Origin of the sequence: Pseudomonas shirazensis, assembly GCF_014268785.2 — a bacterium.
Classification (GTDB): domain Bacteria; phylum Pseudomonadota; class Gammaproteobacteria; order Pseudomonadales; family Pseudomonadaceae; genus Aquipseudomonas; species Aquipseudomonas shirazensis.
Genome location: NZ_JABWRD020000001.1, coordinates 2166129 through 2192021, shown reverse-complemented (window position 1 = coordinate 2192021; position 25893 = coordinate 2166129). Strand labels below are relative to the sequence as shown.

Annotated in this window: 24 protein-coding genes, 5 tRNA genes and 1 pseudogene; 22 read left to right on the top strand and 8 right to left on the bottom strand. The window is 62.7% G+C overall.

All coding sequences use genetic code 11. From position 1 onward, the window contains the following. Positions 1 to 110 precede the first annotated feature (110 nt). Positions 111 to 1805: a DEAD/DEAH box helicase gene (locus HU736_RS10040; RefSeq protein ID WP_186700080.1), complete on the top strand. Its 1695-nt coding sequence runs from the start codon at positions 111 to 113 to the stop codon at positions 1803 to 1805. A gap of 66 nt (positions 1806 to 1871) precedes the next feature. Here HU736_RS10040 and HU736_RS10035 read toward each other — a convergent pair whose 3' ends face one another. Continuing rightward, on the bottom strand, positions 1872 to 2639 hold the full coding sequence (locus tag HU736_RS10035) for a DODA-type extradiol aromatic ring-opening family dioxygenase (protein WP_186700082.1): 768 nt from the start codon (positions 2637 to 2639) through the stop codon (positions 1872 to 1874). A 102-nt stretch (positions 2640 to 2741) separates the two neighbouring features. Between HU736_RS10035 and HU736_RS10030 the strand changes: the two genes are divergently transcribed. After that, a complete protein-coding gene (locus tag HU736_RS10030; protein WP_186700084.1) occupies positions 2742 to 3392 on the top strand; it encodes a thiopurine S-methyltransferase in 651 nt (216 codons plus the stop codon). A 57-nt stretch (positions 3393 to 3449) separates the two neighbouring features. Here the strand turns inward: HU736_RS10030 and htpX are convergent, their stop codons facing one another. Both htpX and HU736_RS10020 read right to left on the bottom strand, forming a co-directional pair. Then, entirely contained in the window at positions 3450 to 4337 is an 888-nt protein-coding gene (gene htpX, locus HU736_RS10025; protein WP_101321555.1) for a protease HtpX, read from the bottom strand. Between the two features lie 218 nt (positions 4338 to 4555). Beyond that, positions 4556 to 5767 carry a pyridoxal phosphate-dependent aminotransferase gene (locus HU736_RS10020; RefSeq protein WP_101321553.1) on the bottom strand — a complete coding sequence of 404 codons (1212 nt, stop codon included), beginning with the start codon at positions 5765 to 5767 and terminating at the stop codon, positions 4556 to 4558. 169 nt (positions 5768 to 5936) lie between these two features. On the opposite strand from HU736_RS10020, the gene msrB reads away from it, so the two are divergent. Further along, complete coding sequence (msrB, locus tag HU736_RS10015; protein WP_101321551.1) at positions 5937 to 6332, top strand: peptide-methionine (R)-S-oxide reductase MsrB; 396 nt, start codon at positions 5937 to 5939, stop codon at positions 6330 to 6332. Positions 6333 to 6345: 13 nt separating this feature from the next. After that, entirely contained in the window at positions 6346 to 6834 is a 489-nt protein-coding gene (locus tag HU736_RS10010; protein WP_186700086.1) for a glutathione peroxidase, read from the top strand. Here HU736_RS10010 and HU736_RS10005 read toward each other — a convergent pair. Continuing rightward, positions 6824 to 9180, bottom strand: a pseudogene (locus tag HU736_RS10005) (response regulator). The gene HU736_RS10010 and the pseudogene HU736_RS10005 overlap by 11 nt on opposite strands. A 77-nt stretch (positions 9181 to 9257) precedes the next feature. Here HU736_RS10005 and HU736_RS10000 point away from each other — a divergent pair. Then, positions 9258 to 10145, top strand: coding sequence for an ATP-binding protein (locus HU736_RS10000; protein WP_103438142.1), 888 nt, complete (start codon positions 9258 to 9260; stop codon positions 10143 to 10145). 1 nt (position 10146) lies between these two features. Continuing rightward, positions 10147 to 10629, top strand: a complete 483-nt coding sequence (locus HU736_RS09995) for a GAF domain-containing protein (protein ID WP_103438141.1) — start codon at positions 10147 to 10149, stop codon at positions 10627 to 10629. Between the two features lie 60 nt (positions 10630 to 10689). On the opposite strand, the gene HU736_RS09990 is transcribed toward HU736_RS09995, so the two are convergent. After that, entirely contained in the window at positions 10690 to 11457 is a 768-nt protein-coding gene (locus HU736_RS09990; RefSeq protein ID WP_103438140.1) for a hypothetical protein, read from the bottom strand. 368 nt (positions 11458 to 11825) lie between these two features. On the opposite strand from HU736_RS09990, the gene HU736_RS09985 reads away from it, so the two are divergent. The 5 genes from HU736_RS09985 to HU736_RS09965 all read left to right on the top strand — a co-directional run bounded on the left by HU736_RS09985 (position 11826) and on the right by HU736_RS09965 (position 12376). Next, positions 11826 to 11901: transfer RNA gene (locus HU736_RS09985), tRNA-Glu, on the top strand. A 2-nt stretch (positions 11902 to 11903) separates the two neighbouring features. Beyond that, positions 11904 to 11979, top strand: a tRNA-Gly gene (locus tag HU736_RS09980). Between the two features lie 82 nt (positions 11980 to 12061). Next, positions 12062 to 12137, top strand: a tRNA-Glu gene (locus HU736_RS09975). Between the two features lie 3 nt (positions 12138 to 12140). Beyond that, positions 12141 to 12216, top strand: a tRNA-Gly gene (locus HU736_RS09970). An 84-nt stretch (positions 12217 to 12300) separates the two neighbouring features. Further along, positions 12301 to 12376 (top strand) — tRNA-Gly (locus tag HU736_RS09965). Positions 12377 to 12640: 264 nt separating this feature from the next. On the opposite strand, the gene HU736_RS09960 is transcribed toward HU736_RS09965, so the two are convergent. Both HU736_RS09960 and HU736_RS09955 read right to left on the bottom strand, forming a co-directional pair. Further along, entirely contained in the window at positions 12641 to 13054 is a 414-nt protein-coding gene (locus HU736_RS09960; protein WP_186700090.1) for a PA2817 family protein, read from the bottom strand. 107 nt (positions 13055 to 13161) lie between these two features. After that, entirely contained in the window at positions 13162 to 15609 is a 2448-nt protein-coding gene (locus HU736_RS09955; protein ID WP_186700092.1) for an acyl-CoA dehydrogenase, read from the bottom strand. Between the two features lie 222 nt (positions 15610 to 15831). Between HU736_RS09955 and HU736_RS09950 the strand changes: the two genes are divergently transcribed. The 3 genes from HU736_RS09950 to HU736_RS09940 all read left to right on the top strand — a co-directional run bounded on the left by HU736_RS09950 (position 15832) and on the right by HU736_RS09940 (position 18308). Then, positions 15832 to 16455 (top strand): glutathione S-transferase, encoded by a 624-nt coding sequence (locus HU736_RS09950; RefSeq protein ID WP_186700095.1) that lies wholly within the window; start codon positions 15832 to 15834, stop codon positions 16453 to 16455. 144 nt (positions 16456 to 16599) lie between these two features. Continuing rightward, on the top strand, positions 16600 to 17532 hold the full coding sequence (locus HU736_RS09945) for an ABC transporter ATP-binding protein (RefSeq protein WP_060481534.1): 933 nt from the start codon (positions 16600 to 16602) through the stop codon (positions 17530 to 17532). Then, entirely contained in the window at positions 17529 to 18308 is a 780-nt protein-coding gene (locus HU736_RS09940) for an ABC transporter permease (protein ID WP_101321513.1), read from the top strand. The genes HU736_RS09945 and HU736_RS09940 overlap by 4 nt, the downstream gene beginning before the upstream one ends. On the opposite strand, the gene HU736_RS09935 is transcribed toward HU736_RS09940, so the two are convergent. Next, on the bottom strand, positions 18192 to 18818 hold the full coding sequence (locus tag HU736_RS09935) for a DUF2062 domain-containing protein (protein WP_186700097.1): 627 nt from the start codon (positions 18816 to 18818) through the stop codon (positions 18192 to 18194). The genes HU736_RS09940 and HU736_RS09935 overlap by 117 nt on opposite strands. Before the next feature lie 142 nt (positions 18819 to 18960). Between HU736_RS09935 and HU736_RS09930 the strand changes: the two genes are divergently transcribed. The 8 genes from HU736_RS09930 (at position 18961) to murB (ending at position 25804) form a co-directional block, all read left to right on the top strand. After that, entirely contained in the window at positions 18961 to 21171 is a 2211-nt protein-coding gene (locus HU736_RS09930) for a DNA internalization-related competence protein ComEC/Rec2 (RefSeq protein WP_186700099.1), read from the top strand. Positions 21172 to 21261: 90 nt separating this feature from the next. Beyond that, entirely contained in the window at positions 21262 to 21897 is a 636-nt protein-coding gene (locus HU736_RS09925) for a MotA/TolQ/ExbB proton channel family protein (RefSeq protein WP_186700101.1), read from the top strand. Continuing rightward, positions 21894 to 22328 (top strand): ExbD/TolR family protein, encoded by a 435-nt coding sequence (locus HU736_RS09920; RefSeq protein WP_186700103.1) that lies wholly within the window; start codon positions 21894 to 21896, stop codon positions 22326 to 22328. Before HU736_RS09925 ends, HU736_RS09920 begins: the two co-directional genes overlap by 4 nt. Next, the gene (lpxK, locus tag HU736_RS09915) at positions 22328 to 23335 is read left to right on the top strand and encodes a tetraacyldisaccharide 4'-kinase (protein WP_186700105.1); all 1008 of its coding nucleotides are present in this window, start codon (positions 22328 to 22330) and stop codon (positions 23333 to 23335) included. Before HU736_RS09920 ends, lpxK begins: the two co-directional genes overlap by 1 nt. Before the next feature lie 42 nt (positions 23336 to 23377). Continuing rightward, on the top strand, positions 23378 to 23563 hold the full coding sequence (locus tag HU736_RS09910; protein ID WP_028633616.1) for a Trm112 family protein: 186 nt from the start codon (positions 23378 to 23380) through the stop codon (positions 23561 to 23563). Beyond that, complete coding sequence (kdsB, locus tag HU736_RS09905; RefSeq protein WP_103438133.1) at positions 23560 to 24324, top strand: 3-deoxy-manno-octulosonate cytidylyltransferase; 765 nt, start codon at positions 23560 to 23562, stop codon at positions 24322 to 24324. The genes HU736_RS09910 and kdsB overlap by 4 nt, the downstream gene beginning before the upstream one ends. After that, positions 24324 to 24788 (top strand): low molecular weight protein-tyrosine-phosphatase, encoded by a 465-nt coding sequence (locus HU736_RS09900; protein ID WP_186700107.1) that lies wholly within the window; start codon positions 24324 to 24326, stop codon positions 24786 to 24788. The genes kdsB and HU736_RS09900 overlap by 1 nt, the downstream gene beginning before the upstream one ends. Next, entirely contained in the window at positions 24785 to 25804 is a 1020-nt protein-coding gene (gene murB / locus HU736_RS09895; protein ID WP_186700109.1) for a UDP-N-acetylmuramate dehydrogenase, read from the top strand. Before HU736_RS09900 ends, murB begins: the two co-directional genes overlap by 4 nt. Positions 25805 to 25893: the final 89 nt, after the last annotated feature.

Genomic DNA, 25893 nt, shown 5'->3' with positions numbered 1-25893 from the left:
TCGTTTTCGCAAATCCCCGCCGCCAAAACTGCCTGGGTGACCTTTGGGTCTTTCAAGGCATGTGCAGTTTTGGAGCATGGGTCTTTGCGGATGCACATAGAGGCAGACCCATGACCCAGGAAACCGGCGGATTCGCCGCTCTCGGACTTAACCCGAACATTGTTGCTGCTGTAATGGCCACCGGCTACGAAGAGCCGTCCGCCATTCAGCATCAGTCGATCCCGATCATCCTCGACGGTCATGACATGATCGGCCAGGCGCAGACCGGCACCGGTAAAACCGCTGCCTTCGCTCTGCCGATCCTGAATCGCATCGATGTGAGCAAGCGCGAACCGCAAGCCCTGATCCTGGCGCCAACCCGTGAGTTGGCGCTGCAAGTTGCTACCGCATTCGAAACCTACGCCAAACAAACGCCGGGTATCAATGTAGTGGCTGTGTACGGTGGCGCCCCGATGGGCCCACAGCTGCGTGCCATTCGCAATGGTGCTCAGATCGTCGTAGCGACCCCAGGCCGTCTGTGCGACCACCTGCGTCGCGACGAGAAAGTCCTGTCGACTGTTCAGCACCTGGTGCTGGACGAAGCCGACGAGATGCTCAAGCTGGGCTTCATGGACGACCTCGAAGTCATCTTCGAGGCCCTGCCGCCGACTCGCCAGACCGTGCTGTTCTCTGCGACCCTGCCGTCGTCGATCCGCAGCATTGCCGAACGTCACCTGCGTGACCCGAAGCACGTCAAGATCCAGAGCAAGACCCAGACTGTAACCGCGATCGATCAGGCTCACCTGATGGTTCACGCTGACCAGAAGATCGCTGCTGTCCTGCGTCTGCTGGAAGTCGAAGAGTTCGATGCCCTGATCGCCTTCGTGCGTACCAAGCAAGCCACTCTGGATCTGGCCGCTGCCCTTGAAGCCAAAGGCTACAAGGCTGCCGCGCTGAACGGCGACATCGCCCAGAACCAGCGTGAGCGCGTGATCGAGTCGCTCAAGGATGGCCGTCTGGACATCGTTGTCGCTACCGACGTCGCTGCCCGTGGTCTGGACGTACCGCGCATCACCCACGTATTCAACGTGGACATGCCGTACGACCCAGAGTCCTACGTGCACCGTATCGGCCGTACTGGCCGTGCCGGTCGCGAAGGCCGTGCACTGCTGCTGGTGACTCCACGTGAGCGCCGCATGCTGCAGGTTATCGAGCGTGTGACCGGTCAGAAAGTTGCTGAAGCCCGTCTGCCTGGCCCACAAGCTGTGCTCGATGCGCGCATCAAGAAGCTGACCGCAAGCCTGGCGCCACTGGTAGCCGAAGCAGAAACCACCCACGGCGACCTGTTCGACCGCCTGACCGCTTCGCTGGAATGCACCCCGCGTGCCCTGGCTTCGGCCCTGCTGAGCAAAGCCACCAACGGTCAGCCGCTGGACCTGGCTTCGGTTGAGCGCGAGCAGCCGCTGGTACCAACCGGTGCACCGCGTGGCGAGCGTGCCGAGCGTAGCGACCGCCCTGATCGTGGCGAGCGCAGCAGCAGCGACCGTGGCGACCGTGAGCGCCGTGCGCCAATGCCACTGGCCGAAGGCCGTGTGCGTTGCCGTACCGCTCTGGGTGCTCGTGACGGCATCGCCGCCAAGAACCTGCTCGGCGCGATCCTCAACGAAGGCGGCCTGGCCCGCGATGCTATCGGCCGTATCCAGGTACGCGACAGCTTCAGCCTGGTCGAGCTGCCGGAAGATGGTCTGGAGCGTCTGCTGACCAAGCTCAAGGACACCCGCGTAGCCGGTAAGCAGCTCAAGCTGCGCCGCTATCGCGAGGATTGATCCTGGCGCACTAAAAAAAATCCCCGATTGATTCGGGGATTTTTTTTGCCTGGAAAACGCCCAGGCTCAATCGAAGCGATAGATGTCCATGCCCAGCGCGCCGTGGGTGAAGCCTTGATGGACCACGCCAAGGCGCGCCCCTGCACCCATCGCAAAAAACAACGGCAGCAGATGCTCGTCGCTCGGGTGGTTACGCACCGCGTGCGGTGCCTGGCGCCGGTAGTCGAGCAGGGCAGGGCGGTCATCCGCCTCCAGCCTGGCCACGACCCAGTCGCGAAACGCTAGTGCCCAGGGCTCTACGGCATCTGGCCCAGCGTGCCAGTCCAGTTCGCCGAGGTTATGGGTGATGCTGCCTGAGCCGATCAGCAGGATGCCGTCTGCGCGCAACGCGGCAAGTGCCTGACCGACGCGCAGTTGCAGCTCAGGCCCGGCGTGGCTGGGCAGCGACACCTGTACTACGGGAATATCGGCCTCGCGGTACATCAGCGACAGCGGTACCCAAGCTCCATGGTCGAGCGGGCGCTGGTCATCAAGCCGCGCCGGCAGGCCGGCAGCGCTCAGTTGCTGGCTGATCTGACTGGCCAGCTCGGGCGCACCCGGTGCGGGATATTCAACTGCATACAGCGCTGGCGGGAAGCCACCGAAGTCGTGCCAGGTCGCTGGCTGCGGGTTGCTCATGATCAGAAGCTCGCGGCTCTCCCAATGGGCCGAGACCAGTACGATGGCTTTAGGTCGAGGCAGCTCGCGGGCCAGCCTGGCCAAGGCCGGCCCGCTGGCGCCAGGTTGCAGGGCCAACATTGGAGAGCCGTGGGAAATAAACAGGCTGGGCAACATGGCGGTGGTCCTGAAGGCTAAGATGAGGCCATCTTCGAGTAGATTCAGATCGTCTTCCAATATAAGTTTTTGCAGTGACTGATCGAAAAACCAGGAGGAAGCATGCAGGCTGCGTTTTGGCACAAGAAGTGGGCAGACAATCAGATCGGTTTTCACCAGAGCCAGGTAAATCCCTATTTGCAGGCGCACTGGCCGGCCCTGCAACTGGCGCCTGGTAGCCGGGTATTGGTGCCGCTGTGTGGCAAGAGCCTGGATCTGCTCTGGCTCGCCGGGCAGGGCCATCAGGTGCGTGGGGTAGAGCTGTCCGCTCAGGCAATCGAGGCGTTTTTTGCAGGCAATGGGCTGCAGCCAGAGGTGTCTCGCCAGGGCCAGTTCGAGGTCTGGCGCAGCGGGGAAATCGAGCTTTGGTGTGGCGATATCTTCGACTTGCAGGCGGCTGACCTGGCCGAGTGCGCCGGGCTGTATGACCGTGCGGCGCTGATTGCCTTGCCGCAGGAAATGCGTAGCAGCTATCTGCAGTTGCTTGGCAACGGCTTGCCAGCTGGCGCCCAGGGCTTGCTGGTGACCCTTGAGTACGATCAGACACGCATCGACGGTCCGCCGTTTTCAGTGGCTGAGCGTGAAGTGCGGGAAGGCTATGCAGGTTGGCAGGTCGGTGCGCTGGAGACTCAGCAGATCATTGCCGAAAGCCCTAAGTACAGTCAGGCCGGCCTGAGCAGCTTGTTGGAGAGGGTGTATCACTTGCACCGCTGAAGCGGTCCGAGATGTAACGTGCCGGGCCGCTGCAGTTGGCAGCGGCCCGGCGGGTTATCAACCGCGTTGGCGCAGTGCTTCGATACGCTCTTCCAGCGGCGGGTGGCTCATCAGCAGGCCAGCCAGGCCCTGCTTGAGGCCGCCATTGATGCCGAAGGCCTTCAGCGTGTCGGGCATATGCACCGGCATGCCTTGCTCGACGCGCAGGCGCTGCAGGGCTGCGATCATGGCGCCGGTGCCGGCCAGGCGGGCGCCGGCTTCGTCGGCGCGGTACTCGCGGCGGCGCGAGAACCACATGACGATCATGCTCGCCAGAATACCCAGGATCAGCTCGGCAACGATGGTCGCGACGTAGTAGGCGATACCGCGGCCTTCTTCGTTCTTGAAGATCACCTTGTCGACAAAGTTGCCGATGATCCGCGCAAAGAACATGACAAAGGTGTTGACCACGCCCTGCACCAGCGCCAGGGTGACCATGTCACCGTTGGCGACGTGGCCGATTTCGTGGGCCAGCACCGCGCGGACTTCATCGGGTGAGAAGCGCTCGAGCAAGCCTTGCGACACGGCGACCAAGGCGTCGTTGCGGTTCCAGCCGGTGGCGAAGGCATTGGCCTCGTAAGCCGGGAAGATACCCACCTCGGGCATCTTGATGCCGGCTTCGCGGGACAGCTCTTCGACCGTCTGCAACAGCCATTGCTCATGGCGGGTGCGGGGCTGGGTGATGATCTGCGTGCCGGTGCTCATCTTCGCCATCCACTTGGAGATGAACAGCGAGATCAGCGAGCCGGCGAAGCCGAACACGGCGCAGAAGACCAGCAACTGGCCGAGGTCAAGGTCAACCCCATTGGCGGCCATGAACCCATTGAAGCCGAACAGGCTCAGGGTAATGCTTGCAACCAGCACCACCGCAAGGTTGGTGGCTACAAACAACAGAATGCGCATCATGGTTGTTACGTTCTCCTGACGGATGAAAATTTTGCTGACTGCGGGGTATATAAGGGGGCTGTCGCGCTGATTCAACCGGGCGACTATTTCAAACTGTGTAGCGCGGAGTATGGCAGAGGAATTTCGCCCAGCTGTAGGCGAGAGCGTTGCAGGATGTAAGGGGAATTCCGCACCCGTAGACGGGACCGCAGCGCGGCCCCGTCATGCTCAAGGCTGGATCACTGCTGGTAGGTGCGCAGGAAGTTGCCGATGCGGCCGATGGCCTGCTCCAGGTCATCCACGCGCGGCAGCGTAACCACCCGGAAGTGGTCCGGCCACGGCCAGTTGAACGCAGTGCCCTGGACGATCAGCAGCTTCTCGGAGAGCAGCAGGTCGAGGGCAAACTTCTCGTCGTTGAGGATAGGGCAGACCTTCGGGTCGATCCGCGGGAACGCATACAGCGCGCCCATCGGCTTGACGCAGCTGACACCCGGGATGTCGTTGAGCAGCTCGTAGGTCCGGTTGCGCTGCTCGAGCAGGCGGCCTGGCGGCAGGATCAAGTCATTGATGCTCTGGTAACCACCCAGGGCGGTCTGGATCGCATGCTGGGCCGGCACGTTGGCGCACAGGCGCATGTTGGCCAGCATGTCGATGCCTTCGATGTAGCTCTGGGCGTTGTGCTTGGGCCCGGAGATGATCAGCCAGCCGGAGCGGAAGCCCGCCACCCGGTACGACTTGGACAGGCCGTTGAAGGTCAGGCAGAGCAGGTCCGGGGCGAGCGCGGCGGTGCTTATGTGCACGGCTTCGTCGTAGAGGATCTTGTCGTAGATCTCATCGGAGAACACCACCAGGTTGTGCTGGCGAGCCAGTTCGAGCATGCCCAGCAGCATCTCTTTGGAGTACACCGCGCCGGTAGGGTTGTTCGGGTTGATGATCACCAGCGCCTTGGTATTGGGGGTGATCTTGGCCTTGATGTCGGCCAGGTCCGGGAACCAGTCGGCCTGCTCGTCGCACAGGTAATGCACCGGATTGCCGCCGGCCAGGCTTACTGCGGCGGTCCACAGCGGGTAGTCCGGTGCCGGGATGAGCACTTCGTCGCCATTGTTGAGCAACGCCTGCATCGACATCACGATCAGCTCGGAGACGCCGTTGCCAAGGTAGATGTCCTCGATGGTGACGCCTTCGATTTCTTTTTGCTGGCAGTACTGCATGACTGCCTTGCGCGCGCTGAACAGGCCTTTGGAGTCGCTGTAGCCCTGGGCGGTCGGCAGATTGCGGATCACGTCCTGAAGGATTTCATCCGGCGCCTCGAAGCCAAACGGCGCCGGGTTGCCGATGTTCAGCTTGAGGATGCGGTGGCCTTCCTCTTCCAGGCGTTTGGCGTGCTTGAGCACAGGGCCGCGAATGTCGTAGCAGACATTGGCGAGCTTGTTCGATTTGCTGAACTGCATGATGTGATCCCGATTGAGAAGTCGCGGACGCGTCGCCGTCGAAAGGTTTGTAAGGGCGCGGCGCGGGTGCCAGACTTGGAGCCTTGCGCACGAAGCCAACTAATATACGTGCCACCCGCGCCGTGGAAAAGCCGGTGCGAGGTGAAATTCAGCCTGCCGAGGTGACAACATGCAAAAGATCGACAAAACCCTGGATGAATGGCGCGCCATGCTCGACCCCGAGCAGTATCAGGTGTGTCGCCTGAAAGGCACCGAGCGCCCGTTCAGCGGCAAGTACAACAGCCACAAGGCCGACGGTGTGTACACCTGCATCTGTTGCAACGCTGACCTGTTCGACTCGACCACCAAGTTCGATTCCGGCTGTGGCTGGCCAAGCTTCTATGCGCCGATTGCCGACAGCGCGATGATCGAAATCCGTGACACGACCCACGGCATGATCCGTACCGAAGTCACCTGCGCCCAGTGCGATGCGCACTTGGGCCATGTGTTCCCTGACGGCCCACCACCGACTGGGCTGCGCTACTGCATCAACTCGGTGTGCCTGGACTTCAAGCCGCGTGACTGACCGGAGAGCGACCATGGACGATTCTTTGCTGAACATCCCCTGCGTGACCTTGAGCGGCGAGCACAAGCTGCTCGGCGACTTCGCCGGCAAGGCGCTGCTGGTGGTGAACACCGCCAGCCAGTGCGGCTTCACCCCGCAGTATCAGGGCCTGGAACAGCTATGGCGCGACTATCGCGGGCAGGGCCTGGTGGTGCTGGGCTTTCCCTGCAATCAGTTCGGCAAGCAGGAGCCCGGCGATGCCCGCGAAATCGCCTCGTTCTGCGAAGCACGCTTTGGCGTCAGCTTCCCGTTGATGCGCAAGATCGACGTCAACGGCCCAGGCACTCATCCGCTGTTCGTCGAGCTGAAAAAACGCGCGCCGGGCCTGCTTGGCACCGAGAAGGTCAAGTGGAACTTCACCAAGTTCCTGCTCGACCCGGTCAGCGGCAAGGTCACCCGCTTTGCTCCGACCACCAAACCGCAGGCGTTGCATGCTGCGGTGGAGAAACTGCTCAACCGTTGAGCGGCACCCAGTGTTCGATCAGGGCGAGCAGGTCTTCGCGGCGAAACGGCTTGGCCAGGTAGTCATCCATGCCGGCGGCGCGGCAGCGCTCGCGCTCTTCCGGCATGGCATTGGCGGTCAGGGCGACGATGGGTAATTGTTGCCAACGTCCGCTCTGACGAATCCGCCGGCTGGCTTCGTAACCGTCCATGACCGGCATGTTGCAGTCCATCAGGACCATGTCGACGGTTTCCCGGTCGAGCATTTCCAGTGCCTCGGCACCTTGGCTGGCGACCAGCACCTGGCAGCCGAGCTTGCCCAGCATGCCCTTGGCCACTAGTTGATTGACTGGATTGTCTTCGACCAGCAGCACTCGTGCGCGGTGCTGGAGGGCGTTGGGCGAAGCCTGCACGGGGGCGGTGTTGGCCTGTTCGCCCTGGAGCATCCGCCGCAGCGCCTGGTAGAGCGCGTTGCGTGCCAATGGCCGAGCCAGCTGCACCAGCGGAGCCAGCTCGCCGGCGCGCTCGGAGGGGAGGAAGTTGCCGTAGGCTGTGACCAGCAGAATCGGCGCAGCGAATTGCGGGCGCAGCGCGAGCAGTTGCTCGAGGTCATCGGTGATCAACAGCTCGAAGGCGCCTGGCTGCAGCGTGCTGGCGCTTTCGTGCTGTTGATAGTCCATGCCCCAGCCAGGCAAGTTGCTGCTCAGCAGCTCGGCCAGGCCACTGCCGGCCTTGCTCAGGGCCACCACGCGTCCACGCAGCGGCGCGGCGGGAATCGCTTCGGTGTGGGTCAGCAGCGGCAGGTCGGCGCTGAAACGGCTGCCAAAGCCTGCGGCTGACTGGATATGCAGGTGGCCTTGCATGGCTTTGCACAGGTTGCGCGTCAGGGCCAGGCCCAGGCCGGTGCCGCCGTACTGGCGGGTGATGCCGGCACCGGCCTGGGTGAACGGTTGAAAGATCCGTGCCTGGGCCTCTTCGGGGATGCCGATGCCGGTGTCGCAGACTTCCAGGCGTACGCCGCCGACAATTGGCGACAGGCGCACATCGACACGGCCAAAGCGGGTGAACTTGAGCGCATTGGACAGCAGATTGCTGACGATCTGGCGCACCCGCGTGGGGTCGCCGAGCACGGTACTGGGAAACTGGCTGGCTATCAGGCAGGTCAGCTCGACGTTGGCCGCGGCGTTCTGCGACAGCAGGTTGGCGGTGTCTTCGACCATCGCGCCGAGGTCGAACGGGATGCGCTCCAGCTCCAGCTGGCCGGCGTCGAATTTGGACAGGTCGAGGATATCGTTGAGCAGCTCGACCAGCACCTTGCCCGAATCATGGGCGATCGACAGCTGTTGGCGCTGCTCGGCCGGCAGGCCGCTGTCCAGGGCCAGCGAGATCATGCCCAGCATGCCGTTCAGCGGGGTGCGGATCTCGTGGCTCATGTTGGCCAGGAACGCCGCACGGGCCTGGGCCATTTCCAGGGCGCGGCGGCGTGCTTCTTCAAGGTCCTGGTTGGTCTGGCTGAGGCGATCGTTGCTTGCCTTGAGCTCGTTGGTGCGGGCCGAGACGCGGTCCTCCAGTTCGTTGAGGTAGTCGGTCAGGCGGTTTTCCGCGGCGCGACGCTGCTGGATCTCGGTGGCCATGCTGACGAACTGCCGATTGGCCACCTTGACCAGTACGCCGATTTCGTCCGACTCGTGCCCGGGCGGGCAATCCACCCGGGTCTGCTGGGGCTGGCGCGGGTCGCTGTTGCTCAACGCGGCAATCACCGTCACCAGTGGCTTGGTCAGCATCATGTAGAACAGCCCGAGGAGGATGCCGGTCAGCACCAGGCTGCGGGTAAAGCCGTTGAGCAGGGTCACCCATGCGCGCTCGAGAAAGCGCCCACCAAAGGTGTAAGTGTCGACGTCCAGGTACAGCGTGCCGAGGTAGTCCTTGGGCATCTGCGCCAGGTGCAGGCGCTCCTGAAACTGGCGTTGCTCGCCGAACAGAAAGTCGCTCAGGAGCCGGTAGCGGTCTTCCAGGCGCGGGCGCTGCACATCGGCCAGCACCGTGTCGTTGTTGTCGATCAGCCGCGCGCGGATCACCGCCGGCGATTGCAGCAGGCCGCCGGTCAGTTCCTGGGCAAGCTCGGTGTCGATGTTGTAGGCGATGCGCGAGGCGGGGTTGTGGCTGATTTGCAGCAATGCCTGCACTTCGCGGTTGATAGACGCGTCTTCGCTGGCATAATCGATACCGATCTGGATGAGACTGAGCAATGTTCCCAGTATGAAGCCGACCAGGACAGTCAGCCGGGCTTGCTTGTAAGACAGACGATTGGTGAACTTTATATCCATGGATCCCAAGCCGGTTTCGCGCTCCTGCGCTGCGCAAGCATAGCCGATCAATCTCGGCAGCTGGTGGGTCTGTCAAACATTCAGCCTTTCCCTGAATCCGTTTTAACCAGGAGTCACCATGGACCCCCGCCTCACCGCCTTTCTCGAGCGCGCCGAATCGGTGCTCGCCCGGCTCGAACCGCTGCTGCCCGCGCTGCGCCCGCAGATCGACTGGGACACCACCCTGGCTGCCCGTTGGCAGCGCGATGGCCGCAGCGGCTACCTGATGCCGCTGGAAGTCAGCCTGGACATGCGTCTGTCCGACCTGATCGGGGTCGACAAGCAGCGCGATCAACTCGGCCGCAACACCCATCAATTCATCAACGGCCTGCCGGCCAACCACGCTCTGCTGTGGGGCTCGCGTGGCACCGGCAAGTCGTCGCTGGTGCGCGCTTTGCTCGCCGAGCACGCCGGCGCCGGTCTGCGCTTGATCGAGATCGAGCGCGATCACCTGGCCGACTTGCCGCGGGTGGTCGAGCAGTTGAGCAAGCTCAAGCAACGCTTCGTGCTGTTTTGCGATGACCTCTCGTTTGAAGCAGGCGAGGGCGACTACCGCGTGCTCAAGAGCGTGCTCGATGGCTCGCTGGAGCAGGCGCCGGACAACGTCCTGCTGTACGCCACCTCCAACCGCCGCCACCTGGTGCCGGAGAAGCAGAGCGACAACGAAAACTGGAAGATGGTTGACGGCGAGCTGCACCCCAACGAGGCGGTGGAGGACAAGATCGCCTTGTCTGACCGCTTCGGCCTGTGGCTGTCGTTCTACCCGTTCACCCAGGAGCACTTCCTCGATGTGGTCGAGCACTGGATCGGCCAACTGGCCAGTACCGCCGGGTTGCAATGGCAGCGCGACGAAGCCCTGGAAATTCTCGCCGTGCGCTGGGCCACCGGACGCGGTAATCGTAACGGCCGCTGTGCCTATCAGTTCGCCCGTTATTGGGTCGGCCTGCAATTGCTGGAGCAAAACTGAAATGATCGACCTCAATGCCAGTGGCGCAGGCCTGGACGGCTACCACCTGCTGGCCGCGCAAGCGCAGGCGCTGTTTGCCGACGAGCGCGACTTCATCGCCAATGCCGCGCAGTTCTCGGCATTCCTGTACAGCCAGCTGGATGACCTGAACTGGGCCGGCTTCTATATCAACCGTGACGAAGAGCTGGTACTTGGCCCATTCCAGGGGCAGGTGGCCTGCGTGCGCATTCCCTTCGGCAAGGGCGTGTGCGGTGCGGCTGCAGCTAGCCGGCAGACCCAGCGGGTGGAAGACGTGCACGCGTTTCCCGGGCATATCGCCTGTGACAGTGCATCGCAGAGCGAACTGGTGATTCCGCTGGTGAAGGAGGGCAGGCTGATTGGCGTGCTCGACCTCGACAGTCCCAGGCTTGCGCGTTTCAGTGAGGCCGATCAGATGGGGCTGGAGCGATTGGCGGCGATCTTTCTGGAATTGACCGACTGCTGAAAACGACAAGGGGCCTGATCAGGCCCCTTGTGCTGTGTTGCAACCGATGCAGCATGCCAATCAGTCGTAGATGACCTTTTTCTTCCAAGTCTCTTCCTCGTCGGTCTTGAGGCCTTCGGTCAACTCATTGTTGTCGCTCTCGGCAGGCTCCATCTGGTCCAGCACCATAGCGTTGGCGCGGGCCAGCAGCTTCTCCAGGTAGGTCAACTGCTCTTCATACTGCTTGGGCTCCTGCTGCTTGCGCAGGTACTGCACGCCGCGCTCGAAGGCCAACCGCGCCTGACCAGGCTGATTTTGCTGGAGCGCCTGCTGGCCGAGGTTGTTGAAGAACTCGATGTGCAGCAGCACCAGGATATGGCGGATTTCCTTGACCCAGTACTTGCCCTCGTTGCTGGCCAGGAAGCCTTCCTGGGTGGCACGCACGATCTGATTGTGCAGTGCTTCCAGCAGGAAACGCACATCCTTGGCTTTGACTTCGGTCTGGATCGGGCTCGGTGGGTTGTTCACCGGCAGCTTGTCGCCCAGCGCAATCAAACCTTCCAGCTCGGCCAGGCGCGCTTTCAGGGGGGCGCTGTTCTTGTCCACCGCCAGCTGGCGCTGCGTGACGTTGTGTTCCAGGCGCGTCATCAACAGCTTCAGCGCCGGGCTCATCAGCTGCCCGGGGAACGTCTCGTTGATTTCGCCGCAGCGGCGTGCACGCTCGGCCAGCTCGATTTTCAGCCGTGCGCGTTCGAGCTTGCTGTTCTCGACCACATTGTTGAGGTAGCCGATGACGATCAGCAGGGCAATGCCGGCAACGATGAGCAGAGTGATCAGAAGTGGTGTCACCGTTAACGCCTCATGAATAAGTTTTGCTGCAATGAGTGTAGTGAGTTCGCTGGAGGGCGAACAGTGCAGCTTGGCGGACGCCAGGCACGATGCCTGTATCCTGTGTCGGCCTGCACGGCAAAAACTGCAGCGCAGCTGATCGCTAGTGGCACTTTGCTGCGAGCTTGCCGGGCTGCTGTCAAAAAATCAACGCCAATCCCCGAGCGCTGCTTCTATAGCCGCCCATCTATCCGCGAAGTCATTGATTTAAATAAATTTATACAAAGGGGTTGACGGCTTTCCACTGCATCCCTAGAATGCGCGCCACTTGCAGCGGAAAGCTAACCGCGACACGCAGCAGGTAGTAAGAAATAGTGAAGATGTAGCGTGTCCCCTTCGTCTAGTGGCCTAGGACACCGCCCTTTCACGGCGGTAACAGGGGTTCGAGTCCCCTAGGGGACGCCATTGCGGGAATAGCTCAGTTGGTAGAGCACGACCTTGCCAAGGTCGGGGTCGCGAGTTCGAGTCTCGTTTCCCGCTCCAGTTTTCAGGGTTTTGCCTCACGGCAGGGCTCGAAAAAAGAAATCCAGGGTTTGTACCTGGTACGCTGCAAAGCGTCGGCATTGTCCCCTTCGTCTAGTGGCCTAGGACACCGCCCTTTCACGGCGGTAACAGGGGTTCGAGTCCCCTAGGGGACGCCATTTGCGGGAATAGCTCAGTTGGTAGAGCACGACCTTGCCAAGGTCGGGGTCGCGAGTTCGAGTCTCGTTTCCCGCTCCAGTTTAAAAGCTGTGGCGTTCATGACGGTACAGGGTGGTGAAGGGCTTCGTGCTGCTTCACACCATCAGCAGTTTGCTTCACCCCGCGGGAATAGCTCAGTTGGTAGAGCACGACCTTGCCAAGGTCGGGGTCGCGAGTTCGAGTCTCGTTTCCCGCTCCAATTTGAAAACGCCACTTCGTTTGAAGTGGCGTTTTTTTTTGGCTGCGATTTAGGCCTGTTGCGTGAACGGTACTTCAACGATGCACGGAGCCGTGGCTGGCACTGGCAATCAGGCTGGCACCGCAGGCAGTCTTCATGCCATCGAGTGCGACAAGGGTGCCGTTGATACGGTAAGAAAGTATTAGTAGCAAGGGGAGTAGAGCAGTGAGAAATCACTGCTCTATTTGTATGAGACTGGAGTCAGCAAGGCCGCACGTGGGGCTATCAGTGCTGCGTATCCCCCGGCGCCGCCTGGCTAAGCAGGCGCTTCTCCATGTGCCAATCAAACGGCTCATCGTTCTCTTCTGCCTCGAAGCGCCGCTCTTCCAGTGCCTGATACAAATCCAGCTCGTCATCAGGCATGAAGTGCAGGCAGTCGCCGGCGAAGAACCACAGCAGGTCGCGGGGGACGAGGTGGGCGATTTGCGGGTAGCGCTGGATAACCTGGCAGAGCAGGTCCTGGCCCAGGTACTGGCTTTCCAGTGGATCTTGCGGCAGCAGGGTCAGCAGCTCGTCGAAGCGCTCGAGAAACAGCGCGTGGCTTTCATCCGGCACTTGCTCGGCTTCGCCCAGGGCCACCAGGATGGTGCGCAGATGTTGGAGCAGTTGCAGGTGATACTCCAGGTGGGTGTTGGCCATGAGCAGATTCCTCGGGGTTGGCTGAAACGGGGCGCGGAGTATACGCCTGAATGCCGCCTCAGGCGACCCAGCGCCGTGCCGAAGCACGACGCTGGGCCCCGTTGCCCTTAACGCACTTTTTCGGCAGTTGGCAGCAGTTGCTCTTTGTCGAAGGCGTCAACGTCGATCACCACCCGTCGCGCTGCTTCAGCGGCGTGCAGGCGTTGCCCTTCGTCAGGCTGCAGCACGCCGGCAGTGACCGCTGCATCGATCACTGATTTACCAGGCGCTGGCGCGACCTTGCCCTGCTTGATCGCTTGATGCAGGGTTTTGTGCAGCGGTGCGGCGTCGTCGAGCAGGTCACAGGCATGCTGCAGGGCGGCGACCGGGTCACCTTGGCTATCCGGGCGGTAGCAACCGGCGAGCAGCTCTTCCAGAGCTGGGTCGCCCTTGCCGCGGCCGATCAACTCGGCAACTTCGGCGTCGAGCTGATCGCTTGGGCCTGTGTGCTGGCGACCGAATGGGAATACCAGTACACGCAGGGCGCAGCCGACGAAGCGGTTGGGGAAGTTGTCGAGCAGGCTGTCCAGTGCGTGCTCGGCCTTGCCCAGGCTTTCTTCCATGGCCCAGCGCAGCAGCGGCTGCAGGTATTCAGGCGAGCCTTGATCGTGGTAGCGCTTGAGTGCGGCGGAGGCGAGGTAGAGGTAGCTGAGCACATCGCCCAGGCGTGCACTGAGCCGTTCACGGCGTTTCAGCGCGCCGCCCAGCAGCATCATCGACAGGTCGGCAAGCAGGGCAAAGGCTGCGGCCTGGCGGTTGAGGGCGCGGAAGTAGCCTTGGCTGAGGGCATCGCCGGGGACGCGCTCGAAGCGGCCCAGACCAAGCCCAAGTACCAGCGTGCTGGCGGCGTTGCCGACGGCGAAGCCGATGTGTTTGAGCAGCAGCGCATCGAACTCTTTGAGCGCCTGGTCGCGGTCTTCGCGGCCGGCCAGGGCCATTTCCTTGAGCACGAACGGATGACAGCGGATCGCGCCCTGGCCAAAGATCATCAGGTTGCGCGAAAGGATGTTGGCGCCTTCGACGGTGATGAAGATCGGCGCGCCTTGCCAGTTGCGGCCCAGGTAGTTGTTCGGGCCCATGATGATGCCTTTGCCACCATGCACGTCCATGGCGTGCTGGATGCACTCGCGGCCACGTTCGGTGAGGTGGTACTTGAGGATCGCCGACAATACCGAGGGTTTCTCGCCGAGGTCGACAGCCTTGGCCGTCAGCAGGCGGGCGCTGTCCATCAGCCAGGCGTTGCCGCCAATGCGTGCCAGCGATTCCTGAATGCCTTCAAACGCCGCCAGCGGCACGTTGAACTGTTCGCGTACGCGAGCGTACTGGCCAGTCACCAGACTGGTGTACTTGGCGGCGCCAGTGCCGACCGCAGGCAGCGAAATCGAGCGGCCTACCGACAGGCAGTTCATCAGCATCATCCAGCCCTTGCCGAGCATTTCCTGGCCACCGATCAGGTAGCTCAAGGGGATAAAGACGTCCTTGCCGCTGTTGGGGCCGTTCATGAAGGCGGCGCCCAGTGGCAGGTGGCGTTTGCCGATATCGACGCCGGGGGTGTCGGTCGGGATCAGGGCCAGGCTGATGCCCAGTTCTTCTCGGTCGCCGAGCAAATGCTCCGGGTCATAGGCCTTGAAGGCCAGGCCGAGCAGGGTGGCGACGGGGCCGAGGGTGATGTAGCGCTTTTCCCAGTTCAAGCGCAGGCCGAGCACTTGTTCGCCTTGCCAGTCACCCTTGCAGATGATGCCGGTGTCGGGCATGGCGCCAGCATCGGAGCCGGCCAGTGGGCCGGTCAGGGCGAAGCAGGGGATCTCGTCACCGCGCGCCAGCCGCGGCAGGTAATGGTTGCGTTGTTCGTCGGTGCCGTAGTGCAGCAGCAGTTCGGCCGGGCCGAGCGAGTTGGGCACCATCACCGTCGAGGCCAGGTCGCCGCTGCGGGTGGCCAGTTTCATCGCGACCTGGGAATGGGCATAGGCCGAGAAGCCTTTGCCGCCGTATTCCTTGGGGATGATCAGGGCGAAGAAGCCATGCGCCTTGATATGCGCCCAGGCCGCAGGCGGCAGGTCGAGGTCCTGGCCGATCTGCCAGTCGCTGACCAGCGCGCACAGCTCGTTGGTCGGGCCGTCGATGAACGCCTGTTCTTCTTCTGTGAGCTTCGGTGCGGGGTAGTCGAGCAGCGTGTTCCAGTTCGGTTGCCCGCTGAACAGCTGGCCGTCCCACCACACCGTGCCGGCGTCGATCGCTTCGCGCTCGGTCTGCGACATCGGCGGCAGGGTTTTCTGAAACCAGCTGAACACGCGCCCGGTAAACACCTTGCGCCGCCAGTCAGGCAGCACCAGCAGGGCGGTGATCGCCGCCAGCGGTAGCCAGATCAGCACCAGTAACCAGCCCGGTGCACTGCTGAAGATTCCCATCAGCAAGGTATAGGCGGCAACGATGCCGATGATCTGCAAAGGCGGCAAGCGCCGGTGCGTGAGATATGCCGCACCAATCAGCAGCACCACCAACCACAACAGCAACATAGGTCTTCCTCCTTGGAAGCTTGGGCTTGGGCCGACCCCACAGAGCTTAGCCGGCATCTGCCGAACGGCCTCGTCTGTTCAGTGACAGGACATGACCTTGGGAGTTCGCCAGGTTGATGTCAACGCATGTGTCGTGAACGACTGTGATACGACAACACCCGCCCATAAGCGTGCTCGGCTGGAGTAGACTGATGCGTCTATTGCATACACAGGGAGCTTGCCATGCTGAAGATCTGGGGCCGTAAAAATTCGAGCAATGTGCGCAAGGCACTGTGGATTGCCCACGAGCTCGGGCTGGAGTTCCAGGCCATCGATGCTGGCGGCGCCTTTGGTGTGGTCAACGACCCCGAGTATCGCGCGCGCAACCCTAACGGCCTGGTGCCGATGCTCGAAGATGACGACCTGGTGCTGTGGGAGTCCAACACCATCGTCCGCTACCTGTGCGCCGAGTACGGCCGCGAGCAGGGCTGGTATCTGGAAGACCCGCGCCAGCGAGCGCTGGCGGATAAATGGATGGACTGGACCACGTCAGCCCTGGCCACGCCGTTCCGGCCGCTGTTCTGGGGCATCCTGCGCACGCCCGAGGAGCAACGCGACTGGGTGGCTATCAACGCCGCGCTAAAGACCTGTGGCAACCTGCTGACGATCGCCGATGAGACCTTGGCCAGGCAACCGTACTTGTCCGGCGAGCAGATCGGCATGGGTGACATTCCCCTGGGCTGTTTCGCCTACGCCTGGTTCGAGATGCCCATCGAGCGCCCTGAGTTGCCCCATCTGCAGGCCTGGTATGAGCGCCTCAAGGCGCGGCCGGCCTATCAAGCGGCGGTAATGACCGCGCTGACCTGATCGAACACCTGTGCGCTTTCGATAGTCACTATCAATGCACATGACTGTACTTGTGTGGCCCTGGCTTGCACCATGGCCGCACTCACTGCGCCAGTGACCTGATCTGGCGTGTCCTGAACCTCCTAGAATGGTACGTGACCCGCTATGAGTTCTGCTCTGTCCATCCGACAGCTGACCAAAACCTACGGCAACGGCTTCCAGGCCCTCAAGGGTATTGATCTGGATGTCGCCGAAGGTGACTTCTTCGCCTTGCTCGGCCCCAACGGCGCCGGCAAATCTACCACCATCGGCATTCTCTCGACCCTGGTCAACAAGACCAGCGGCAGCGTCAATGTCTTTGGCCATGACCTCGACCGCGAGCCTGCCGCGCTGAAGCGTTGCCTGGGCGTGGTGCCGCAGGAATTCAACTTTAACCAGTTTGAAAAGACCTTCGATATCGTCGTCACCCAGGCCGGCTACTACGGCATCCCGCCCAAGCTGGCCAAGGAACGCGCCGAGCAGTACTTGACCCAGTTGGGCCTGTGGGACAAGCGCGACGTGCCATCACGCTCATTGTCTGGCGGCATGAAGCGTCGGCTGATGATCGCCCGTGCACTGATTCACGAGCCGCGCCTGTTGATCCTCGACGAGCCAACCGCGGGCGTCGATATCGAGCTGCGTCGGTCGATGTGGAGCTTTCTCACCGAGCTCAACGAGAAAGGCATCACCATCATCCTGACCACGCATTACCTGGAAGAGGCCGAGCAGCTGTGCCGCAACATCGGCATCATCGACCACGGCACCATTGTCGAAAACACCAGCATGCGCAAACTGCTCGGCACGCTGCATGTCGAGACTTTTGTGCTGGACTTGAAGCAGGACCTGACCACGGTGCCAACCCTGCACGGCTACCCGTGCCGGCTGATCACCCCGCACACGCTGGAAGTGCAGGTCGACAAGGATATCGGCATCACCGCGCTGTTCGGCCAGCTGGCCTTGCAGAACATCGAGGTGCAGAGCCTGCGCAACAAGACCAACCGGCTTGAGGAGTTGTTCGTGTCACTGGTAGAGAAAAACCTGTCGAAGGTGGCCGTATGAGTGTGGAACTGCGCACCAACTGGGTCGCCCTGAATACCATCGTCTACCGCGAAGTGCGTCGCTTCCTGCGGATCTGGCCGCAGACACTGCTGCCGCCGGCCATCACCATGGTGTTGTACTTCGTCATCTTCGGCAACCTGATCGGTCGGCAGATTGGCGACATGGGTGGCTTTACCTACATGGAGTACATCGTGCCTGGGCTGATCATGATGTCGGTGATCACCAACTCCTATGGCAATGTGGTCTCGAGCTTCTTCGGCAGCAAATTCCAACGCTCGATCGAGGAGCTGATGGTGTCGCCGGTGTCGCCGCACACCATCCTTATCGGCTATGTGCTCGGCGGCGTGCTGCGTGGGTTGGCGGTAGGGGTGATCGTGACCATCCTGTCGATGTTCTTCACCCACCTGCAGGTGCATCACCTGGGCGTGACCGTGGTGGTAGTGCTGTTGACCGCAACCATCTTCTCGCTGCTGGGCTTCGTCAACGCAGTGTTTGCGCGCAATTTCGATGATATTTCGATTATCCCGACCTTCGTGCTGACCCCGCTGACCTACCTGGGCGGGGTGTTCTACTCGATCAGCCTGTTGCCGCCGTTCTGGCAGGTGGTGTCGCTGGCGAACCCGGTGCTGCACATGGTCAACTCGTTCCGCTACGGCATCCTAGGGGTTTCGGATATCAGTATCGGTACTGCGATCACCTTCATGCTGGTGGCCACGGCTGTGCTGTATGCCCTGTGCATTCGCCTGCTGGTCAGCGGCCGCGGCATGCGTGCATGACATACGTTGCTTGCGGCGCCGCCACTGGCGGCCGACCCACCAGCGCCAGTAGCTCATGGTGATGAAGTAGGCGGCGATGCCCAGCACCACGCCGCACACCACTGAGCCGAGCAAAAATGGCTGCCACACGGTAGCCAGCTGGTCGGTGATCCACTCGAAGGTGAGGTCGTCGGGCAGGCTGCGTGGTGGCGTCTGCAGCAGCCAGGCGCCTGTCATGTAGGTGACGAAGAACACCGGCGGCATGGTCAGCGGATTGGTTAGCCAGACCAGGCTGACCGCAATCGGCAGGTTGCCCCGCAGCGGGATCGCCAGACTGGCGGCCAGCAGCATCTGCATCGGCATCGGGATCAATGCGGCAAACAGGCCCACGCCCATGGCCCGTGCCACTGAATGACGGTTCAGGTGCCAGAGGTTGGGGTCGTGCAGCAGCTTGCCGAAAAAGCGTAAGGACTTGTGTTCCCGAATGCTGGTCGGATCCGGCATGTACCGTTTGAACAGGCGGCGCGGCATGGGGGCTCCCGGGGCAGTGATCGGGCAAGTATGCCTTGATTCCCGGAATGGCTTGTTCAGAGTTTGTGACAATTGTTGAGCAAGACTGACCCTTAAATACGCTATTCCTCTGCAGGCTGTCTTGCTTGCGGAGCTCTACCTTATGCGCACAGGGATGTTGGCGCTTGCGCTCGGGTTGTTGTGCCTGGGCTTTCTACCCGTTCTGCCGACGGTCGGCTGGCTAGTCGTGATGCTGCTCGCTGCGCTTGGCTGCCTGGCTACGCGAGTCTGGCCGCTGGGCTGCTTGCTACTGGGCTTTTGCTGGGCGTGCTGGTCGGCGCAGCAGGCGCTGGATGATCGTCTGGCGCATTCGCTCGATGGCCGCACGCTATGGCTTGAGGGGCGCGTGGTCGGCCTGCCAGCGGTATCGGCCCACGGTGTGCGCTTCGAGCTGGAGGAACCCGCTTCGCGCCGCGCCGAATTACCCAGGCGCTTGCAACTGAGCTGGTTCGACGGCCCAGAGATTCGTGCCGGAGAGCGCTGGCGCCTGGTCGTGACCCTGAAACGCCCGCGCAGCCTGCTCAATCCACATGGGCCGGACCGCGAGGCGACGCTGTTGGCCCGGCGCATCGGCGCCACTGGCACGGTCAAGGCGGGAGAGTTGCTGGAGCCGGTGGCCGGCGGCTGGCGCGACAGTCTGCGCCAGCGCCTGCTGGCAGTGGATGCCTGGGGCCGCGAAGCGGCGTTGGCGGCGCTGGTTCTGGGCGATGGCTCGGGGCTGGCCAGGCAAGACTGGCAAGCGCTGCAGGCGACCGGCACGGTGCACTTGTTGGTCATCTCGGGCCAACACATCGGGTTGGTCGCAGGGTTGGTCTACGGCCTGGTGGCGGGGCTGGCACGTTACGGAGGTTGGCCGCGGCGCTGGCCATGGCTGCCGTGGGCGTGCGGGCTGGCCATGACGGCCGCGCTGGGCTACGGCTGGCTGGCCGGGTTTGGCGTGCCGGTGCAGCGGGCCTGTCTGATGCTGGCGGTGGTGCTGCTCTGGCGCCTGGGTTTTCGCCAATTGAGCGCCTTTGTACCACTGTTGATGGCGCTGTGCGGTGTGCTGCTGGTTGAGCCGTTGGCCAGTTTGCTGCCCGGATTCTGGTTGTCGTTCGGCGCGGTGGCAGTGCTGATCTACTGCTTTGCCCAGCGCCTTGGCGGTTGGCGGCCTTGGCAAGCGTGGACGCGTGCGCAGTGGGTGATCGCCATCGGCTTGTTGCCGGCGATGCTGGCGCTGGGCCTGCCGATCAGTCTGAGCGCGCCGTTGGCTAATCTGCTCGCGGTGCCCTGGATCAGCTTGGTGGTGCTGCCGTTGGCGTTGCTGGGCACCTTGTTTCTGCCGCTGGCGGGGGTTGGCGAACTGCTGCTATGGCTGGCCGGCGCGGCGCTGGCTGGGTTGTTCGACGTGCTGACGGTGGTAGCTCAGTGGCAACCGGCATGGATTGCCCGGCAGTTGCCGCTACTGGCCTGGTTGCTGGTGCTCAGTGGCGCGTTGATCGTGTTGCTGCCCCGGGGCGTACCCATGCGTGGCCTGGGCGCGCTGATGCTGCTGGCGCTGTGGGTGCCTGGCAAGTCGTTGCCGCAGGGGCAGGTCGAGGTGCTGCAGTTGGACGTCGGCCAAGGCCTGGCGATCCTTTTGCGCACGCGGAACCACAGCCTGCTCTACGATGCTGGCCCAGCGCGCGGCGAGAGCGATCTGGGCGAAAGTGTAGTGCTGCCCACTTTGCGTAAACTGGGTGTCGATCGACTGGATGTGCTGCTGATCAGCCATGCCCATGCCGACCATGCCGGCGGCGCAGCGGCCGTGCAGCGCGGCCTGTCGGTCGAGCGCGTTGTGGTCGGTGAGTCGGAGCAGGCCTTCCAGGCACAAAGCTGCGAGACGGGGCAGGGCTGGCAGTGGGACGGTGTCGACTTTTCACTCTGGCATTGGCCGCAGGGGCGCTCGAGCAATGACCGCTCCTGCGTATTGCTGGTCGAGGCGCAGGGCGAGCGTCTGCTGTTGGCCGGCGACATTGAAGCCAGCGCCGAACGCGCCTGGCTGGCGGCGCATGAAGGCAAACGCATCGACTGGCTGCAGTCACCGCACCACGGCAGTCGCAGTTCCTCCACCGAGGCGTTCATTGCTGCCACCAGGCCGCGCGGCGTATTGATTTCCCGCGGTGTGCACAACGGTTTCGGCCATCCGCATGCGCAGGTGCTGGAACGCTACCAGCGCCATGGGCTGGCGATTCACGACACCGCCATAGAGGGCGCCTTGAGCTTGCGCTTGGGCGCTCAATCCCAGGTTGCCGGGCAGCGTGCCCAGCGCAGGTTCTGGCGTGACAAAGAATGACCCCGGCACGCGCATTGTTGCGACCTCCGGCAACTCAGCCGAGGGCGATCCTATGGTAGAGTGGCGGCCTTTTTCGAGGGGATGATTACTGTGTGGGAATTGGTAAAGTCCGGTGGTTGGATGATGCTGCCGATCATTCTGAGCTCCATCGTCGCCATGGCTATCGTCGTCGAACGCCTGTGGACCCTGCGTGCCAGTCGCGTAACCCCGCCGCACCTGCTGGGTCAGGTGTGGATGTGGATCAAGGACAAGCAGCTCACCAGTGACAAGCTCAAGAGCCTGCGCGCTGACTCGCCGCTGGGCGAGATCCTCGCTGCCGGCCTGGCCAATTCGCGCCATGGCCGCGAAATCATGAAAGAGTGCATTGAAGAAGCCGCCTCGCGGGTTATTCACGAGCTCGAACGCTATATCAGCACGCTCGGCACCATCGCTGCGATGGCACCGCTGCTCGGTCTGCTCGGTACCGTGCTGGGCATGATCGAAATCTTCAGCGCGTTCATGGGGTCGCAGATGACCGCCAACGCTTCGGTGCTCGCCGGTGGCATCTCCAAAGCCCTGGTGACCACGGCTGCAGGCCTGATGGTCGGTATCCCGGCGGTGTTCTTCCACCGCTTCCTGCTGCGTCGCATCGACGAGTTGGTGGTCGGTATGGAGCAAGAGGCGATCAAGCTGGTCGAAGTCGTGCAAGGTGATCGCGAAGTGGAAGTGGCGGGAGTCAAGGCGTGAAGTTTCGGCGCAACCGTGCGCGGGAGAACGTCGACATCAACCTGGCGTCGTTGATCGACGTGGTGTTCGTGCTGCTGCTGTTCTTCGTCGTCACCACCACCTTCACCCGCGAAAACCAGCTGCGGGTCGAACTGCCGGAGGCCTCTACAGGCGCGCCGGCCGAGGCCGACGAGGGCAAGCGGGTGGATATCACCATCAGTGCCGACGGGGTGTACTCGGTGAACAATCATCTGCTGCCGAAAAGCGACCTGGCCACTCTGGTCGAAGCGCTGCGGCAGGAATCTGGCGGTGATACCAAGCTGCCGTTGTCGATCAGCGCAGATGGCAAGACCCCGCATCAGTCGGTGGTGACGGCCATGGACGCGGCGGGCAAGCTTGGTTTCAGCCAGCTGCGCATGACCACGGTCGAGGCCGCAGCGGGGACGCCCTGATGGCTTTCGCCGAGCGCTTGCTCGCTGCCTGGTACGACGGCCACCCGGCGCTGGCCTTGTTGCGGCCGCTGGAGCTGTTGTACCGTCGCGTCGTGCTGCGCAAGCGTGCGCGCTTCGTCAGTGGTGCAAGCGCCGCTTACCGCGCGCCGGTGCCGGTCATTGTGGTCGGCAATATTACCGTTGGCGGCACCGGCAAGACGCCGATGATCCTCTGGCTGATCGAACACTGCCGCAAGCGGGGCTTGCGCGTCGGTGTGGTCAGCCGCGGTTACGGTGCCAAGCCGCCTTCGCTGCCCTGGCGGGTGGCGGCGGAGCACAGCGCCGAGCATGCCGGCGACGAGCCGTTGTTGATCGTTCAGCGCACCGGTGTGCCGCTGATGATCGATCCCGACCGTTCGGCGGCCGTACGCGGGCTGCTTGCCAGCGAACCCCTCGACCTGATCCTTTGCGACGACGGCATGCAGCATTACCGCCTGGCGCGTGACCTTGAGCTGGTGCTGATCGATGCCGCACGGGGCTTGGGCAATCGCCGATGCCTGCCCGCAGGGCCACTGCGCGAGCCGGTCGAGCGCCTCGATGAGGTCGACGCGCTGCTCTATAACGGTGCCAGCAGCGACCGCGAAGACGGCTTCGCCTTTCAACTCAAGCCTTCGGCGTTGGTCAACCTGCGCAGTGACCAACGCCGTGGGCTTGACCATTTCAGCCCTGGCCAGGCCGTGCATGCGGTGGCTGGCATCGGTAATCCACAACGTTTCTTCAACACCCTGCTGCAGCTAAACTGGCAGCCGGTGCCGCACCCGTTTGCCGACCATGCGCAGTTCAGCGCCGAAGCGCTGACGTTCAGCCCGACGCTGCCGCTGGTGATGACCGAAAAAGATGCGGTGAAATGCCGTGCCTTTGCCGCTGACGACTGGTGGTATCTGACAGTCGAGGCGCAACCGTCACCGGCCTTCATTACCTGGTTCGACGCCCAGCTTGAGCGTCTGCTGCCTGCGCAGCAGCCCTGACCCTGTTCAATTTTCCGGCCGCTTGGCCCCAAGGACGCACTCATGGACACCAAACTGCTTGATATCCTGGCTTGCCCGATCACCAAAGGCCCGCTCAAGCTCAGCGCCGACAAGACCGAGCTGATCAGCAAAGGCGCAGGCCTGGCCTACCCGGTGCGCGATGGCATCCCGGTCATGCTGGAAAGCGAAGCACGCACCTTGACCGACGACGAGCGTCTGGACAAATGAGCCTGGACTTCACTGTGGTCATCCCCGCCCGGCTGCGCTCCACGCGCCTGCCGGGCAAGCCGCTGCTGTTGATCGCTGGCAAGCCGATGGTCCAGCACGTCTGGGAACAGGCGCGCAAAAGCAGCGCAAGCCGGGTGGTGATCGCCACCGATGACGCCAGCATCGTTGCCGCCTGCCAGGCATTTGGTGCCGAGGTATTGCTGACCTGCGCTGAGCACGAATCGGGCACCGATCGCTTGGCCGAAGTTGCCGCCCAGCTGGGTTTGGCCAGTGATGCCATCGTCGTCAACGTGCAGGGCGACGAGCCTTTGATCCCGCCGGTGATCATCGACCAGGTCGCGGCCAACCTCGCTGCGCACCCAGAAGCTGGCATCGCCACCCTGGCTGAGCCGATCCATGAGCCGCAGACGGTGTTCAATCCCAATGCGGTCAAGGTAGTCAGCGACAAGAATGGCCTGGCCCTGAGCTTCAGCCGTGCACCGTTGCCGTGGGCCCGCGATGCGTTTGCGGTAAACCGCGAGCAGTTGCCGCCGGCAGTGCCTTATCGCCGCCATATCGGCATGTATGCCTACCGCGTCGGCTTTCTTCAGGACTTCGTCAACTGGGGCCCGTGCTGGCTCGAGCAGACCGAAGCGCTGGAACAGCTGCGAGCGCTGTGGCATGGCGTGCGTATCCACGTTGAAGATGCGCTCGAGGCTCCCGCCGTGGGCGTTGATACCCCAGAAGATCTGGAGCGCGTTCGGCGCTTGTTGGAGGCCTAATGCGCGTCTTGTTTGTGTGCCTGGGCAATATTTGCCGCTCGCCCACCGCAGAAGGGGTTTTGCGCCATCAGTTGCAACGCGCCGGGCTGGCCGACCAGGTAGAAGTGGCATCGGCCGGTACGGGCGACTGGCACGTGGGCAAGGCGCCGGACGCGCGCACCTGCAAGGCAGCGCTGGCGCGCGGCTATGACCTGTCGGCGCAACGTGCCCAGCAGGTCAAGGCCGGCCATTTTGCCGAGAACGATCTGGTGCTGGCCATGGATGCCAGCAACCTCGCCGACCTCAAGGCCATACGGCCGCCGGCGTCCAGGGGCGAGCTGGATCTGTTCCTGCGTCGCTATGACGGCGCGTTGGATGAAGTCCCCGACCCGTATTACGGCGGCGCGGCCGGTTTCGAGCAGGTGTTGGACCTGATAGAGCTGGCGTGCGAGCAGTTGGTCGATGAAATCAGGGGTCGGCTATGACTGCCACCTGGCAACAGCAGGTATCGCTCAAGCCTTTCAACACCTTTGGTATTGACGTCAAGGCCCGCTATTTCGCCCAGGCGCACAGCGACGCCGAGGTGCGGGCGGCATTGCTCGAAGCAGCCCGCCTTGAGCTTCCGGTGCTGGTCATCGGCGGTGGCAGCAACCTGCTGTTGACCGGTGACATCAGCGCGCTGGTGCTGCATATGGCCAGCCGTGGCCGGCGGCTGCTGAGTGAGGAGGGCGATCGCGTGGTAGTCGAGGCTGAAGCCGGTGAACCTTGGCATGAGTTTGTGCAGTGGAGCCTGGCGCAGGGTTGCAGCGGGTTGGAAAATCTCAGCCTGATTCCCGGCACCGTCGGTGCCGCGCCGATGCAGAACGTCGGCGCGTATGGCGTCGAGATCAAAGACGTGTTTGCCGGCTTGACCGCACTCGACCGTGAAACAGGTGAGCTCAAGGATTTTTCCCTTGAGGAGTGCGGGTTTGGTTACCGCGACAGCCTGTTCAAGCGCAATCCCGGCCGCTGGTTGATCCTGCGCGTGCGCTTTGCCCTGAGCCGCAGCTTGCATGCGCACCTGGACTACGGCCCAGTGCGTCAGCGCCTGCACGAGCAGGGGGTCGTCGAGCCGACCGCGCAGGCAATCAGCGATGCGATCTGCAGCATTCGTCGCGAGAAACTGCCTGACCCGCTCGAACTGGGTAATGCTGGTAGCTTCTTCAAAAATCCGCTGGTCAGCGCCGCGCTCGGCGAGCAGCTTCGCGCTCGCTATCCGGGTGTGGTGGCTTATCCGCAGGCCGATGGCCAGCTGAAGCTGGCGGCGGGCTGGTTGATCGAGCAGGCAGGGTGGAAAGGCTATCGCGATGGCGATGCCGGCGTGCATCGGTTGCAGTCGTTGGTACTGGTCAATTATGGCCAGGCCTCGGGGGCGCAGTTGCATGCGCTGGCGCAGAAAATTCAGGCTGATATCTTCGCCAGGTTTGGCGTGGAGCTGGAGATGGAGCCGAATCTGTACTGAGTAGGTGGCACATGGATATGCCAGTGCAGCGCTGAATGCAACGCAAAAAAAAGCCCCGCCAGTTCGCACTGGCGGGGCTTTTTCATTCA

Bases quoted from the DNA above. Each gene is read 5' to 3' on its own strand.
- HU736_RS10040 (WP_186700080.1), top strand. From the start codon at position 111: ATGACCCAGGAAACCGGCGGATTCGCCGCTCTCGGACTTAACCCGAAC.
- HU736_RS10035 (WP_186700082.1), bottom strand. From the start codon at position 2,639: ATGTTGCCCAGCCTGTTTATTTCCCACGGCTCTCCAATGTTGGCCCTG.
- HU736_RS10030 (WP_186700084.1), top strand. From the start codon at position 2,742: ATGCAGGCTGCGTTTTGGCACAAGAAGTGGGCAGACAATCAGATCGGT.
- htpX (WP_101321555.1), bottom strand. From the start codon at position 4,337: ATGATGCGCATTCTGTTGTTTGTAGCCACCAACCTTGCGGTGGTGCTG.
- HU736_RS10020 (WP_101321553.1), bottom strand. From the start codon at position 5,767: ATGCAGTTCAGCAAATCGAACAAGCTCGCCAATGTCTGCTACGACATT.
- msrB (WP_101321551.1), top strand. From the start codon at position 5,937: ATGCAAAAGATCGACAAAACCCTGGATGAATGGCGCGCCATGCTCGAC.
- HU736_RS10010 (WP_186700086.1), top strand. From the start codon at position 6,346: ATGGACGATTCTTTGCTGAACATCCCCTGCGTGACCTTGAGCGGCGAG.
- HU736_RS10000 (WP_103438142.1), top strand. From the start codon at position 9,258: ATGGACCCCCGCCTCACCGCCTTTCTCGAGCGCGCCGAATCGGTGCTC.
- HU736_RS09995 (WP_103438141.1), top strand. From the start codon at position 10,147: ATGATCGACCTCAATGCCAGTGGCGCAGGCCTGGACGGCTACCACCTG.
- HU736_RS09960 (WP_186700090.1), bottom strand. From the start codon at position 13,054: ATGGCCAACACCCACCTGGAGTATCACCTGCAACTGCTCCAACATCTG.
- HU736_RS09955 (WP_186700092.1), bottom strand. From the start codon at position 15,609: ATGTTGCTGTTGTGGTTGGTGGTGCTGCTGATTGGTGCGGCATATCTC.
- HU736_RS09950 (WP_186700095.1), top strand. From the start codon at position 15,832: ATGCTGAAGATCTGGGGCCGTAAAAATTCGAGCAATGTGCGCAAGGCA.
- HU736_RS09945 (WP_060481534.1), top strand. From the start codon at position 16,600: ATGAGTTCTGCTCTGTCCATCCGACAGCTGACCAAAACCTACGGCAAC.
- HU736_RS09940 (WP_101321513.1), top strand. From the start codon at position 17,529: ATGAGTGTGGAACTGCGCACCAACTGGGTCGCCCTGAATACCATCGTC.
- HU736_RS09935 (WP_186700097.1), bottom strand. From the start codon at position 18,818: ATGCCGCGCCGCCTGTTCAAACGGTACATGCCGGATCCGACCAGCATT.
- HU736_RS09930 (WP_186700099.1), top strand. From the start codon at position 18,961: ATGCGCACAGGGATGTTGGCGCTTGCGCTCGGGTTGTTGTGCCTGGGC.
- lpxK (WP_186700105.1), top strand. From the start codon at position 22,328: ATGGCTTTCGCCGAGCGCTTGCTCGCTGCCTGGTACGACGGCCACCCG.
- HU736_RS09910 (WP_028633616.1), top strand. From the start codon at position 23,378: ATGGACACCAAACTGCTTGATATCCTGGCTTGCCCGATCACCAAAGGC.
- kdsB (WP_103438133.1), top strand. From the start codon at position 23,560: ATGAGCCTGGACTTCACTGTGGTCATCCCCGCCCGGCTGCGCTCCACG.
- HU736_RS09900 (WP_186700107.1), top strand. From the start codon at position 24,324: ATGCGCGTCTTGTTTGTGTGCCTGGGCAATATTTGCCGCTCGCCCACC.
- murB (WP_186700109.1), top strand. From the start codon at position 24,785: ATGACTGCCACCTGGCAACAGCAGGTATCGCTCAAGCCTTTCAACACC.